The organism is Marinimicrobium sp. ARAG 43.8 (assembly GCF_050113635.1).
Taxonomy (GTDB): Bacteria; Pseudomonadota; Gammaproteobacteria; order Pseudomonadales; family Cellvibrionaceae; genus Marinimicrobium.
In genome coordinates, this window is the sequence record NZ_JBNJLT010000008.1 from 26451 (window position 1) to 39895 (window position 13445).

The following is a 13445-nucleotide window of genomic DNA, read 5'->3' on the forward strand; positions in this document are numbered from 1 at the left end:
CTGGACTCTGGCATTAAACCGTTAATCGTGGAAGTGGCCGTAGATGTCTTCGGCCAGGCGTTTACTGATGCCGGGGACTTTGGCCAAATCGGCGATGCTCGCTTTCTGCACTTCCTGTAAACCGCCAAAGTGTCGCAGCAGTTCGCGTCGGCGCGTCGCGCCTACGCCGGGGACGCCTTCCAGGGTGGAAGTACGGCGTTTTTTGTCCCGACGCTGGCGGTGGCCGGTGATGGCGAAGCGGTGGGCTTCGTCCCGGATGTGTTGCAGCAGGTGCAGTGCCGACGAATCGCTGGACATGACGATTTCTTCACCACCCTCTGCCCAATACAGGGTTTCAAAACCGGCTTTTCGGGTGGTGCCCTTGGCGACGCCGAGCAGTTGAACGTTGTTGACGCCCAGTTCGGCAAGCACGGCTTTGGCTTTTCCGAGCTGTCCTTTGCCGCCGTCGATCACGAGGATGTCCGGCAATTTGCCCTCACCTTTTTGCAACCGGGTGTAGCGGCGCTGGAGCGCCTGCTCCATAGCGGCGTAGTCATCGCCCGGTGTGATGCCATCGATATTGAAACGACGATAGTCGGACTTGAGCGGGCCGTTGGTGTCAAACACGACGCAGGAAGCCTGGGTGAGTTCGCCGCTGCTGTGACTGATATCGAAACACTCAAGACGTTGCGGCATTTCGTCAAGACCGAGCGCTTCTTGCAAGGCCAGGAATCGGTCGAGGCTGCTTTTGCGGCTGTTGATGCGACTGGTGAGGTTTTGTTCGGCGGCGGTCGTCGCCATCTGCACCCACTGGGAACGGTGCGCTCGCACTTTGTCGGTTACCTGAATCTGTCGGCCCGAGGCTTCTTTCAACGCCGCTGACAGCAGTTCGCTGTCTTCAATGGGATGGCTGACGATAATTTCTCTCGGAATTTCCCGCCCTTCGCTGGCCAAGTAAAACTGGGGCACGAATTCCGCCAGCACTTCACTGGCCGACTCGGCCAGGTTGGCCTGCGGGTAGAAGCTACGGCTGCCCAGAATACGGCCCTGACGCACGAACAGTACATGCACGCAGATCATGCCCGCCTGCAACACCGCGGCCACCACGTCCAGGTCGCCCCGCCCTTCTTCAATCAGGTTCTGGGACTGGATCGTACGCAGTGCCGTAATCTGGTCTCGCAACGCGGCGGCGCGTTCAAACTCCAGCGCCTGGGACGCGGTCTCCATCTGGTCCGCCAGTTCCTTCATCAGGGTATCGCTCTGGCCACTGAGGAACATTTGGGTATGGCGCACATCCTCGGCGTAATCCTCGGGGCTGATGTAGTCCACGCAGGGTGCCGTGCAGCGCCGGATCTGGTACTGCAAACAGGGCCGCGAGCGGTTGCGGAACACGCTGTCTTCGCACTGGCGCACCTGAAAGGTTTTTTGCAGGAAGTTCAAACTGTCCCGCACCGCACCGGTGTTGGGGTATGGCCCAAAGTAATGCCCGCGTTTTTTCTTCGAACCGCGATGGAAACTGATGCGGGGATACGTCTCGCCACTGGACAGAAAAATATAGGGGTAGGATTTGTCGTCACGCAGCAGAATATTGTACGGCGGACGGTGGGATTTGATCAGATTCTGTTCGAGAATCAGCGCCTCGGTCTCGCTCGCCGTTACCGTGACGTCAATCTGTCGGATTTTCTCCACCAGCGCCTGGGTTTTCAGCGAAAGGCCGCTGGTGCGGAAGTAGCTGGACAGACGATTCTTCAGGTTTTTGGCTTTCCCTACGTACAGCAATACCCCTTCGCCATCGTACATCTGGTAGATGCCGGGCTGGCGAGTGGTATTGGCAAGAAAGCGTTTGTGGTCGAACGTCTCGGCGGTACTCATGAGACGGGAGAATATCATTGCGCAGGGGCTATGTCTTGCTGAAGGCTCTGTCCTGCTGAAATAAGACTTACACCACCGCTTCCGGGTCCAGGAATTTGTGTTTGACCGCCAGCAACGTCAACTCCACATCGCTGTTGATATCCAGCTTCTCAAAAATGCGGTAGCGGTAACTGTTCACGGTTTTCGGACTCACGCAGAAGATATCCGCAATATCCTGCACCTTTTGCCCGTTGGCGATCAGCATGGCCGTTTGCAGCTCGCGCTGGGAGAGACGTTCGAACGGCGAGGTCCCCTCATCTTCACCCGCGAAATTCTTTAACGCCAACTGCTGCGCGATGCTGTTGCTCATATAAAGATCACCGGCAATCACCTTGTGAATGGCATCGGTAATCTCGGTGAACGCCGCCCCTTTGGTCACATAGCCCACCGCACCGGCCTGCATCAACCGGGTGGGATACAGACTGTCATCGCAAGCGGTGACAGCGATAATTTTGACCAGAGGATTGATCAGGCGGAGTTTCTTGGTGGCCTCCAGACCACCCATGCCCGGCATTTTTACATCCATCAGCACAACGTCAGGCATGAGGTCGCGCGCTTTTGCGACCGCCTCCTCACCGCTTTTGGCGTCCCCAACCACCTCAAAGCTATCCACGTCCGAAAGCATGCGGACAATCCCCATCCGCACCAGATCGTGGTCATCGACTACCAGAACCTTTGTCAAGTTGAACTCCCAATTCCGCGTGGTATTCCCAATCTCTTGTTGTTATTACGCCCGAGCTCTCCATGACTGACACTTTAAACATTATAGCGAATCAAACACAGTGCGAAAGGTCAGATTGATTCGTGGGCCGACGGGGCGGGAAGTCTTGGCCAATTCATGCTCCCAGAAGTGCTGGGTGTCACCGGCCATAACCAAGAGGGAACCATCGGGCAGGTCCAACCGCACCGATGGCAGCCCCCGCTGCTTGTGCCGTAACGCAAAACGACGCTCCGCCCCCAGACTGATTGACGCAATGAGGGGACGGTTACCCAATTCGGGCTCATCGTCACTGTGCCATGCGACCCCATCATTACCGTCTCTGTAGAGGTTGGCTAACACGCTGTTAAAGGTCAAGCCCTCTCTGTCCTCAAGCGCCTCTTTGATGCGCTTCAGCGTGGGTGTCCAGGGCCTGGGGCTAAACGCCGCGCCGGAATACTGATAGTGGCGGCCACCATCCCCGTACCACACGTCCAGCCTGGGAACGGCCACCGGTTTGCCGTGCATCCGAATCCAGGTCTGCTGCCAGGCCAGCTCCGCCCTCAAGCGGGAAAACAATTCTGCTCGCTGGGCCTGCGGCCACCATTCGCGATAAAGGCGGACATCGCCATCCTCACGTATTAATACTTCCGGTGTATCTTCTACAGCACCAAACAGGGAAGCCTGCCCCACGTCAGGCCACCCGATGTTTTAATTTTTCGATTTGATCCCGCAGGCGGGCCGCCTCCTCAAACTCCAGATTCTTGGCGGCCTGATACATCGCCTGCTCCAGCTTAGCGACGGCCTTGAGCACATCACCTTCTTGCTCCACCTCGTATCTGGCCCGTTTTTCCGCCACAGCGGCTTTGCGCTGCGAACGTCCACCGGCACCCGGCACCACGCCCGCTTCCATGATGTCCTTGATGCTCTTGCGAATGCCCATCGGCGTAATGCCGTGCGCTTTGTTGTGCTCTATCTGTTTGGTCCGGCGGCGCTCGGTTTCATCAATGGCCCGCTGCATGGAGCCGGTCACCCGGTCGGCGTAAAGGATGGCCTTGCCATGCAGGTTCCTCGCCGCCCGACCAATGGTCTGGATCAACGAACGCTCGGAACGCAGGAACCCCTCTTTGTCCGCATCCAGAATGGCTACCAAAGAGACTTCAGGCATATCCAGCCCTTCACGCAACAGGTTGATGCCTACCAGCACATCGAACTCGCCCCGGCGCAGATCGCGAATAATCTCCACCCGCTCCACCGTGTCGATGTCCGAATGCAGATACCGGACCCGCACACCATGCTCGGCAAGATACTCCGTCAGGTCCTCGGCCATGCGTTTGGTCAGTACCGTTAACAGCACCCGCTCGTCGCGCTCCACCCGCAAACGAATTTCCGACAGCGCATCGTCCACCTGGGTCGTGGCCGGGCGCACTTCGATCTCCGGGTCCACCAGGCCGGTCGGGCGCACCACCTGCTCCAACACCTGCCCCGCATGCTCCTGCTCATAAACGCCCGGCGTTGCCGATACAAAAATCATCTGCGGCGCCAACCGCTCCCACTCCTCAAAACGCAAAGGCCGGTTATCCAGCGCCGACGGCAGCCGGAAACCGTATTCCACCAGTGTCTCCTTGCGGGAGCGATCCCCCTTGTACATCGCGCCAATTTGCGGAATGGTCACGTGGGACTCATCAATAATCAGCAGCGCTTCCGAGGGGAGATAATCGAACAGCGTCGGTGGCGGCATACCGGCGTCCCGACCGGACAGGTAACGGGAATAGTTTTCCACGCCGTTGCAGTAGCCCAGCTCCTGCATCATTTCGATGTCGTACCGGGTGCGCTGCTCGAGACGCTGCGCCTCCACCAGCTTGTTGTTATCGCGCAGATTTTTCAGGCGCTCATCCAGCTCTTCCTTGATCTGGTCAATCGCCTCCAACACACGACTGCGCGGTGTCACATAGTGGGACTTCGGATAAATAGTGGCGCGGGCAACCTTGCCCTTCACTTCGCCAGTGAGCGGATCAAACACCGAAATCTGTTCGACCTCTTCATCGAACAGCTCTATGCGATAGGCCTCGTATTCGGAGTCCGCCGGAAAAATATCGATGACGTCCCCGCGCACCCGATAAGTGCCGCGCTGAAAATCCATATCGTTCCGCGTGTATTGCAGCTCCGCGAGACGGCGCAGCATTTTCCGCTGGTCAATTTCATCCCCGCGCACAATGTGCAGGAGCATCTTCAGATAGGAATCGGGATCGCCCAGGCCGTAAATCGCCGATACCGTGGCCACCACGATGGCGTCCTTGCGCTCCATCAGCGCCTTGGTCGCGGACAGCCGCATTTGCTCGATATGGTCGTTAACCGAGGCGTCTTTCTCGATAAACGTGTCCGACGACGGCACATAGGCCTCTGGTTGATAGTAATCGTAGTAGGACACAAAGTATTCAACAGCGTTGCTCGGAAAGAACTCCTTGAACTCACCGTAGAGTTGCGCGGCCAGCGTCTTGTTGTGTGCCATAATCAAGGTGGGCCGCTGAGCCGACGCGATCACGTTGGCCATGGTGAAGGTTTTGCCCGACCCGGTGACCCCCAGCAACGTCTGGTGCGCCAGGCCGGCATCCAGCCCTTTGCACAGACCCGAAATGGCCGTGGGCTGATCCCCGGCGGGTTGAAATTCGCTCTGAACCACAAACTTCTTGGACATGAGGACGCCTTTTGACCGCTCAGAAATATCACAGAAACACTATTGTACCCCAGGCGGTAAAGGTGGTGACGCCACGCGCTTCAATCAACCCACTCCGTCCACGGTGAACCCATGAACGCGATCGAACGCTGGTTGAAAGCCCACCTGAATACCGCCATCGCGCAGGCCCACCGACTGTCGGGCGGCGATATCTGCGACACCATGCACCTCACCACCGAGGACGGTCGCCAGCTGTGCGTAAAACAGCACTCAGCGGCGCCGCCAGACTTCTTTCCTTCGGAGGCCACCAGCCTGGAAGCCCTCAAAGACAGTGGCACGCTGCGCGTACCCGACGTGTTCGCGGCCGAGGAAACCTTCCTGCTAATGGAATTCATCCCGTCGGCCCACCCCGCACCGGATTACTGGCGGCGGCTGGGCGAAGGGCTGGCCGCACTGCACTCGCAACCCGCGCCCCATTTCGGCTTTACCCGTGACAACTACTGCGGGCGCTCCCTGCAACCCAATCCGGCCACACAAAGTGGCCACGACTTTTTTATCGAACACCGCTTGCTCCATCAGGGAGAGCTCGCCCAGGCTAACGGGCACCTGAGCGCCGCCGAACTGAAAGCGCTGGTTTCACTGTGCCAACGCCTGCCGGAACTGATCCCCGAGCAGCCACCGGCACTGATCCACGGCGATCTCTGGGGCGGTAATATACATTGTGATGGTAACGGATTACCGGTGCTGCTCGACCCCGCCGCGCACTGGGGGTGGCCCGAAGCCGACCTGGCCATGACACGGCTGTTCGGTGGCTTCGACGACACGTTCTACAGCCACTACTGGCTGGCCAACCCCAAGGAACCCGGCTGGGAAGAGCGAGTGCCCCTGTACAACCTGTACCACCTGCTGAACCACTTAAACCTGTTTGGGAGCAGCTACTACCCTCAAGTAATTCAAATAGTTAGAGAGTTTTCTTAATCTTGATTCATTAAAGTGAATTATATTCACAGTCGCGGCCAGGCGCCGGTTTTAAAGGAGAAGGCATGACTGACTACCGAATTGAGCGAGACAGCATGGGCGAGATCAAAGTGCCCGTCCAGGCCCTGTACGGCGCCCAGACACAGCGGGCGGTCGACAACTTCCACATCAGTGGCACCCCCCTGCCCCCGGCCTTCATTCAGGCGGTAGCTCACATCAAAAAAGCTGCCGCCCAGGCCAACACCGCCCTGGGCTTGCTGGAGCAGCCCATCGCCAAAGCGATCATGGAGGCGGCCGACGAGGTGATCGCCGGGCAGCACACCGGGCAGTTTCCGGTGGATGTTTTTCAAACCGGCTCGGGCACCAGCACCAACATGAATGTGAACGAGGTGATCGCCCACCTTGCCAGCGAGCGCTGCGGAAAGACCGTGGGTGCCAACGACCACGTCAACATGAGCCAAAGCAGCAACGACGTCATCCCCACCGCCATTCACCTCAGCGCCGCTTTGGCCCTGAACAACCAGCTACTGCCCGAACTGAATTTCCTGAACACCACGCTCAAGGAAAAAGCGCAGGCGCTGGACGGCGTCGTTAAAACCGGGCGGACGCATTTAATGGATGCCATGCCGGTGACGTTTGGGCAGGAGTTGCGCGGCTGGGCCCAACAGGTCGAGGGCAACATCGAGCGTCTCAAGCACTGCCTGAACGAACTCTGCACGCTCCCGCAGGGCGGCACGGCCGTCGGCACGGGCGTTAACGCCCATGCGGATTTCGCCGACCTGTTCAACCGCCAGCTGAGCGAAAATGTCGGCCTCACCTGCCACACTGCCGGGAACTTCTTCGCCCTGCAAAGCAGCCAGGATGTCGCCGTAGCCACTTCGGGCCAGCTCAAAACCCTGGCCGTCACGCTGATGAAAATGGCCAACGATTTGCGCTGGATGAACTCCGGCCCGCTGGCGGGATTGGGGGAAATCGAACTGGAAGCCCTGCAACCGGGATCGTCCATCATGCCTGGCAAGGTCAACCCGGTCATTCCTGAAGCCGTGGCCATGGCGGCCGCCCAGGTGATGGGCAACGACACCGCCATCACCGTCGCCGGCCAATCCGGAAACTTTGAACTGAACGTCATGCTGCCGCTGGTGGCACACAACCTGCTCGGCAGCATCCAGCTGATGGCCAACGCCTCAGAGGCATTGGCCGGACGCGCCATTTCCAGCTTCACCGTGCGCGAAGACAACCTCCAAAAAGCGCTGGCCAGAAATCCCATCCTGGTTACCGCGCTCAATCCCATCATCGGGTATAACAAGGCGGCTAGTATCGCCAAGAAGGCTTACGCCGAAGGCCGTCCGATTATTGATGTGGCTGAAGAGGAAACCGACCTCGCGCGGGACGAACTGGAGCGTCTGCTCGACCCGGCCAAACTGACCCGGGGCGGTCTTCCCGGCGAAAGCTGACACTAAAAAACGATTAGGAATCGCCCAATTGCGCCTTGAGCACCTCGACCAGATGCCGGGTCGCGGGGCCGGCGAGTTCCCGGTCGGTGTACACCAGATAGATGGCGTGAACGCGGGCGCTTTCGGTCTGCATGGGAATGAGTTTTAGCGTCCCGGCGTCCAAATCCGCTTTCAAGTAGGCTTCGGGCAACCAGGCGTAACTCAGCCCCCGGCGAATGGCTTGCAGGGACGTTTGGATATGACTGACCGTCAGGCGCTGCTCCGCCTCCTGCCAGCCCTCGCTGTAGCGACGATGAACCCCGGAATCCATCACAATGGACTGCCGGTAATGACGCAGATCATCGTAGCCAACCGGGCGATCCAAGTGCTGCAACGGGTGGTCCGGGCTCGTCACGCCGCGAAACACCACCGTTGTCAGATACTCACCACTGAAACCCGGTGGCACCCGCCCGGCGATCGCCAGTTCTACCCGGCGTTGCAGCAACGCATCCTCCGTTCCACTCATGGCGGACTCAAAGATCTCCACCCGAGTATCGGGGAACGTGTCGTAAAAACGCTCCAGGCAGGAAAGAATGATATCCGGAGGCACGATCATATCCCCCGCCAGGCTCACCAGGGCTTCAACACGTTCGTGACACCGCACCGCCGTGGTTTCGAGGCTTTCCGCTTCTCGCAATAAGTGACGGGCACGGCGGGCCAGCACCTCTCCCGCTTCGGTCGGCACGGCACGACGTCCCTGGAGCTGAAACACCGCCACACCCAGCGCGGACTCCAACTGGGACACCGCGTAAGAAACGGCGGACTGGCTTTTGCTCAATGCTTCGGCGGCCTTGGCGTAACCTCCGGCATCAATCACCGCCAGGAAGGCACGCCACTGATCCAGGGAGACCTTGGGGTCCATAAGTTACCTCCGATTCCTCATTTCAGGATCGCCATCGGGAAAACATCGAAAAAACTGATCAAACTTCCTCAAATATCGCTATTTATCATTGGACTGTCAAATCGTTTAATAGAGTCATCGCATCAACACTCACATTCAAGGAGTACGCAACATGGCGACCCTGCTTCAAATCAACAGCAGCCTGTCCGGCGACAACGGACATTCATCCGCATTGAGCAACGAGTTCGTTCAGCGCTGGCAGAAAAACAATCCGGGCAGCAAGGTGATCGTGCGCGATCTGGCCCGCCACCCGATTCCGCATCTGGATGCCGAGCGCATGCACGCCATGATTACCCCAGCGGATAAACGCACAGCCACTCAGCGGGACATCGTGGAATACTCCGATCAGTTGATCGATGAACTGCGCCGTGCCGATGTCATCGTACTGGGCGTGCCGATGTACAACTTCGGCATTCCGTCTACCCTGAAGGCGTATTTCGACCATATCGCGCGCTCAGGGGAGACATTCCGCTACACCAGTAATGGGCCGGAAGGATTGCTCGGCAACAAGCCGGTGTATATTGTTGCCGCGCGGGGCGGAATTTATCAGGGCACCGAGGCGGACTCTCAAACCGGCTACCTGAATACGTTCCTCGCTTTCCTCGGCTTAAAAGACACACATTTCATTTACGCGGAAGGCTTGAACATGGGCGGCGAGCACCAGCAAAAGGCACTCGACAGCGCCAACAACGAAATCAACCGGTTGGCCGTTGCCTGAAGTCGATTATCACTCAGCACGGTCACCACTTAACCTAAGGGGGTGTTTTATGCAACGCCAACTTCGCCAACTGATCCCGGCCCTCGCCACCAGCGATGGCGCCGGTGTAAAAATCCGGCGCAGCCTGGGGCAAAGCCAGCAGGCACGCCTGGACCCCTTCCTGATGCTCGACGAGTTCAACTCCGAAAGCCGGGATGACTACATCGGCGGTTTTCCGTCCCACCCGCACCGGGGCTTCGAAACCGTCACCTACATGCTCGAAGGCCACATGCTGCACGAGGACCACATGGGCAACCGGGGCGATCTCAAAAGTGGTGACGTGCAATGGATGACCGCTGGCCGGGGTATTATTCATTCGGAAATGCCCCAGCAGGAAGAAGGCCGCATGCGCGGTTTCCAGATGTGGCTGAACCTGCCCGCCGCCGAGAAAATGAAACCGGCCAACTATCGCGACATTCCGGCCAGTGACATTCCCGTGGCCAAACTGGGCAACGGTGGGCAAGTCAACGTCATCGCCGGTAGCGTCACCGTCAATGGCGAGACTCTCAACGGTCCCATTCAGGGTTTGAGCACCGAACCCCGCTACTGGGATGTTCAATTGCCCGCTGGCGCGTCGTTCGAGCAGGCGTTGCCCAAAGGTCTGAACGCCTTTGTGTATGTGTTCGAGGGCGATCTCACCATTGGCGAACCGCCCCGCCCCGTTGAACGTGGCGCGGCGGGCATTCTGAGCGACGGTGACGAGATCACGCTCACCGCCGGAGACGGTGGCGCCCGGGCGTTAGTCCTGGCGGGCAAGCCGATCCGCGAGCCCATCGCTCAGTACGGGCCATTCGTGATGAACACGTCCGAGGAAATCGAGCAAGCCATCAACGATTACCGGGCGGGCACCTTAGCGGGATAAGGCTTCAAGTGGAGGGGTAAGGATACCCCTACCGCGCCATGCGCAAGGCAATCGCCGCGACCAGTGCCCACACCCAATTGAAAAACCACACCAGTACCGGGGTCAACGTGCCCAGCCCCAGCCCGGCAATGCCATAGCGGGTTTGATACGGATAAATCACGAACAATTGAACCAACGTGGGAAAGAGGCTCAGCACCAGCGTTTGCGGCAGCAGCCGGCCATGAAGCACTGGCAGCAAAAACAAAAAACCCCACAAGCCACCCCACACAATGTGCGGATACAACCAGTGCGCAGACAACCCCGGAGCGATACTGACGCCCAACATCTGGCTGATACCGTACAAGCCAAACAGCCACATCACCAGACACTTGCCCAGTCCTCCAAGCGCGCCCGCCCCAAAAGTCATCAATATTTTTTTCATGTTTTCCTCGCTTACACCGTTTAACAAACCCACATGGTTCAGGCCACAAAAACCGAGTACACTACGCGCCGTTTTAGAACCGAATCGAGCCCACCCCATGTTCGCTTTTTTTGAAAGCCTGCTCAAACCGTTCCCACCGGAAGAGCCGCAGCAACCGCCAGCCACCCTGCTCGCATTTTGCCGCCACTATACCAAAGGCGCCACCCCCTTTCTGTTAACCATGGCCGTTCTCGCCGCTGGTATCGCCGTAATGGAAGTGGCCCTGTTTCGCTTTCTTGGCCTGGTGGTGGACTGGCTCGGTCATTTTAATCCCGCCGACTTGTGGGCTGAACGCGGCACCGAACTGCTATTAATGGGCGTCGTCGTACTGGTGCTGATACCGGTCACCGTATTTCTGCATTCAACGCTCATTCACCAGACATTGCTCGGCAATTACCCAATGATCATCCGCTGGCAGGCGCACCGCTACCTGCTCGGACAAAGCGTCGGTTTCTTTCAGGACGAATTCGCCGGACGCATCGCGACCAAAGTGATGCAAACCGCCCTGGCCGTGCGCGAAACGGTCATGAAGCTGCTGGACATTACTGTGTACGTACTGGTGTATTTCACCAGCATGCTCGCCCTGCTCGGCTCATTGGACTGGCGACTGATGCTGCCACTCGCCGTGTGGTTCATCGCCTACGCCGGATTGTTGCGTTTCTTTCTGCCCCGCCTGTCGGCGGTCGCCACGCGCCAGGCCAACGCACGGGCGGACATGACCGGTCGCATCGTCGATACCTATACCAACATCGCCACCGTTAAACTGTTCTCCCATTCCCGTCGCGAATCCGATTACGCCCGCAACGGCATGGAGCGTTTTCTCAATACCGTACACCCTCAAATGCGACTGGCCACCCTGCTAAACAGCGGCGTATGGACAATCAACGCCCTGTTGATTTTCAGCAGCGCCGCCCTGTCCATTTGGCTGTGGGGCGCCGGCGCGCTCTCTGTCGGTGCCATCGCTGCCGCCATGGGTTTAATCCTGCGCCTGAACGGGATGTCCCAGTGGATCATGTGGGAGGTGTCTTCACTGTTTGAAAATATCGGCACCGCCAAAGACGGCATCAACACCCTGTCCAATCCCCGCGCCGTCAGTGATCAACCAGACGCCCAGCCGCTTGCCATTCAGTGCGGCGACATTGAGTTCGACCGCGTCACGTTTAAATACAACGACGCCGAAACCGTGCTGGATAACTTCTCCCTGCACATCAAAGCCGGAGAAAAAATCGGCCTCGTCGGACGATCCGGTGCCGGAAAATCCACTCTGGTTAATCTTTTGTTGCGTTTCTACGATATTCACGGCGGCGAAATTCGGGTGGACGGACAAAACATCTCCGCCGTGCAACAGGAAACCCTGCGCGCCCACGTCGGTATGATTACCCAGGACACCGCCCTGCTCCACCGCTCCGTACGCGACAATCTGATGTACGGAAAACCCGGCGCAACGGAAGAAGAAATGATCGAAGCCGCCCGACAGGCCGAAGCGCACGACTTTATTTTAGGGTTGAGTGACGCCGAGGGTCGCACCGGCTACGACGCCCACGTCGGCGAGCGCGGCGTAAAACTCTCCGGGGGGCAACGCCAGCGCATTGCCATTGCCCGCGTACTGCTCAAGAATGCACCGATCCTGATTATGGACGAAGCCACATCGGCTTTGGATTCAGAAGTGGAAAGCGTGATTCAAAGCAACCTGAGCCGCTTAATGGAAGGCAAAACCGTTATCGCTATTGCGCATCGTCTATCCACCATTGCCGCGATGGACCGACTGATTGTGCTCGATCAGGGAGAGATTGTGGAACAGGGTACCCACAGCGAACTGATTACCCACAAAGGACTGTACGCCCAACTGTGGTCTCATCAATCCGGTGGTTTTCTGGGAGAAGAATGACGGACACGATCCCGGTCTTATCGTCGCGGTTCTTATCGTCGTAAATAGTGATCAACGATCAACAGTAAGAGCCCGACGAAAAACCCCACATGCGCCAGCATGGCACCACCGGCAAAAAGCCAGCTCAGTGCCACGGGGTTACCGCCCTCCGGCCCGAACATCATGTAGCCGATAAACGGCAATGATGTCGCGAACAGTAATAACAGGCTATAGGCAATCACCTTTAACCCGCGAGAGGCCTCACTGCGCCAGATGGCGGTAACGGGGTTTTTCAGTTTCATCAACTTTTACAGAGCGGCCATCGCCGTCTGGCTGTTGATCATGGCACGAGCCTGTTCGATGGACTGCATGCTGCGCACCTGAACATCACTGGCTTGCAGATCCACGGACATTTCCAGCTCGTCCTGCAACAGTTCTTCCAGGGCTTGCTCGTCTACCTGACCGTCCTCACGGGCAATCTGTTCCATCTGCTCTTCCGACAGTTGTGCACTGCCGCCGGGCAGATAAATCGTACCGTTGGAAAAGTCCACGGCAAACGCGATAACACCCGGGATCAGGAACAGCAGCAGGCCAACAGCATCCAGCGCTACGACAGCCGGGTCCAGGCGACCTTCGGTCTGCCCTTTACGCTCGGGGTACAGGATGGTCCCGCAAGCGGTGGTTTGCAGAATCAGGCCAGCACACAGTCCTGTGGCGATGGTCTTGCTCAAGCGATTGATGCGCATACAGTTTTCCTCTCTGGTTTGGAAAAGGGTACAGCGTTACAAACTATAACACAGCCCCTTGCACTACGTTGGCCCCCTTCAAAACGTTCACTTCTGCGTCACAAAAAATGCGCCCGG

At 58.1% G+C, this 13445-nt stretch carries 13 protein-coding genes; 5 read left to right on the top strand and 8 right to left on the bottom strand.

Translation table 11 applies throughout. The annotated features are described in order from the left end of the window. Window positions 1-21: 21 nt before the first annotated feature. From uvrC to uvrB, 4 genes are all read right to left on the bottom strand, one after another. Window positions 22-1851: an excinuclease ABC subunit UvrC gene (gene uvrC / locus ACQCLF_RS14235; protein WP_426988429.1), complete on the bottom strand. Its 1830-nt coding sequence runs from the start codon at window positions 1849-1851 to the stop codon at window positions 22-24. Between the two features lie 67 nt (window positions 1852-1918). After that, entirely contained in the window at window positions 1919-2572 is a 654-nt protein-coding gene (locus ACQCLF_RS14240) for a response regulator (protein ID WP_426988431.1), read from the bottom strand. A gap of 81 nt (window positions 2573-2653) precedes the next feature. Next, window positions 2654-3280: an alpha-ketoglutarate-dependent dioxygenase AlkB family protein gene (locus ACQCLF_RS14245; RefSeq protein WP_426988433.1), complete on the bottom strand. Its 627-nt coding sequence runs from the start codon at window positions 3278-3280 to the stop codon at window positions 2654-2656. Window position 3281: 1 nt separating this feature from the next. Then, the gene (gene uvrB / locus ACQCLF_RS14250) at window positions 3282-5285 is read right to left on the bottom strand and encodes an excinuclease ABC subunit UvrB (RefSeq protein ID WP_426988435.1); all 2004 of its coding nucleotides are present in this window, start codon (window positions 5283-5285) and stop codon (window positions 3282-3284) included. 111 nt (window positions 5286-5396) lie between these two features. On the opposite strand from uvrB, the gene ACQCLF_RS14255 reads away from it, so the two are divergent. Together ACQCLF_RS14255 and ACQCLF_RS14260 are read left to right on the top strand one after the other, a co-directional pair. Further along, a complete protein-coding gene (locus ACQCLF_RS14255; RefSeq protein ID WP_426988437.1) occupies window positions 5397-6242 on the top strand; it encodes a fructosamine kinase family protein in 846 nt (281 codons plus the stop codon). 65 nt (window positions 6243-6307) lie between these two features. After that, window positions 6308-7696: a class II fumarate hydratase gene (locus ACQCLF_RS14260; RefSeq protein ID WP_426988439.1), complete on the top strand. Its 1389-nt coding sequence runs from the start codon at window positions 6308-6310 to the stop codon at window positions 7694-7696. A gap of 13 nt (window positions 7697-7709) precedes the next feature. On the opposite strand, the gene ACQCLF_RS14265 is transcribed toward ACQCLF_RS14260, so the two are convergent. Beyond that, window positions 7710-8597, bottom strand: coding sequence for a LysR family transcriptional regulator (locus tag ACQCLF_RS14265; RefSeq protein ID WP_426988441.1), 888 nt, complete (start codon window positions 8595-8597; stop codon window positions 7710-7712). A gap of 151 nt (window positions 8598-8748) precedes the next feature. On the opposite strand from ACQCLF_RS14265, the gene ACQCLF_RS14270 reads away from it, so the two are divergent. Both ACQCLF_RS14270 and ACQCLF_RS14275 read left to right on the top strand, forming a co-directional pair. Then, window positions 8749-9354, top strand: a complete 606-nt coding sequence (locus ACQCLF_RS14270; RefSeq protein ID WP_426988443.1) for an FMN-dependent NADH-azoreductase — start codon at window positions 8749-8751, stop codon at window positions 9352-9354. A gap of 49 nt (window positions 9355-9403) precedes the next feature. Beyond that, the gene (locus ACQCLF_RS14275) at window positions 9404-10255 is read left to right on the top strand and encodes a pirin family protein (protein ID WP_426988445.1); all 852 of its coding nucleotides are present in this window, start codon (window positions 9404-9406) and stop codon (window positions 10253-10255) included. A gap of 28 nt (window positions 10256-10283) precedes the next feature. Here the strand turns inward: ACQCLF_RS14275 and ACQCLF_RS14280 are convergent, their stop codons facing one another. Then, a complete protein-coding gene (locus ACQCLF_RS14280) occupies window positions 10284-10676 on the bottom strand; it encodes a hypothetical protein (protein ID WP_426988447.1) in 393 nt (130 codons plus the stop codon). Between the two features lie 97 nt (window positions 10677-10773). Between ACQCLF_RS14280 and ACQCLF_RS14285 the strand changes: the two genes are divergently transcribed. Beyond that, a complete protein-coding gene (locus tag ACQCLF_RS14285; RefSeq protein WP_426988449.1) occupies window positions 10774-12603 on the top strand; it encodes an ABC transporter ATP-binding protein in 1830 nt (609 codons plus the stop codon). 32 nt (window positions 12604-12635) lie between these two features. On the opposite strand, the gene ACQCLF_RS14290 is transcribed toward ACQCLF_RS14285, so the two are convergent. Next, window positions 12636-12884 carry a hypothetical protein gene (locus tag ACQCLF_RS14290; protein ID WP_426988451.1) on the bottom strand — a complete coding sequence of 83 codons (249 nt, stop codon included), beginning with the start codon at window positions 12882-12884 and terminating at the stop codon, window positions 12636-12638. A gap of 6 nt (window positions 12885-12890) precedes the next feature. Further along, window positions 12891-13328 carry a hypothetical protein gene (locus tag ACQCLF_RS14295; protein ID WP_426988453.1) on the bottom strand — a complete coding sequence of 146 codons (438 nt, stop codon included), beginning with the start codon at window positions 13326-13328 and terminating at the stop codon, window positions 12891-12893. Window positions 13329-13445: the final 117 nt, after the last annotated feature.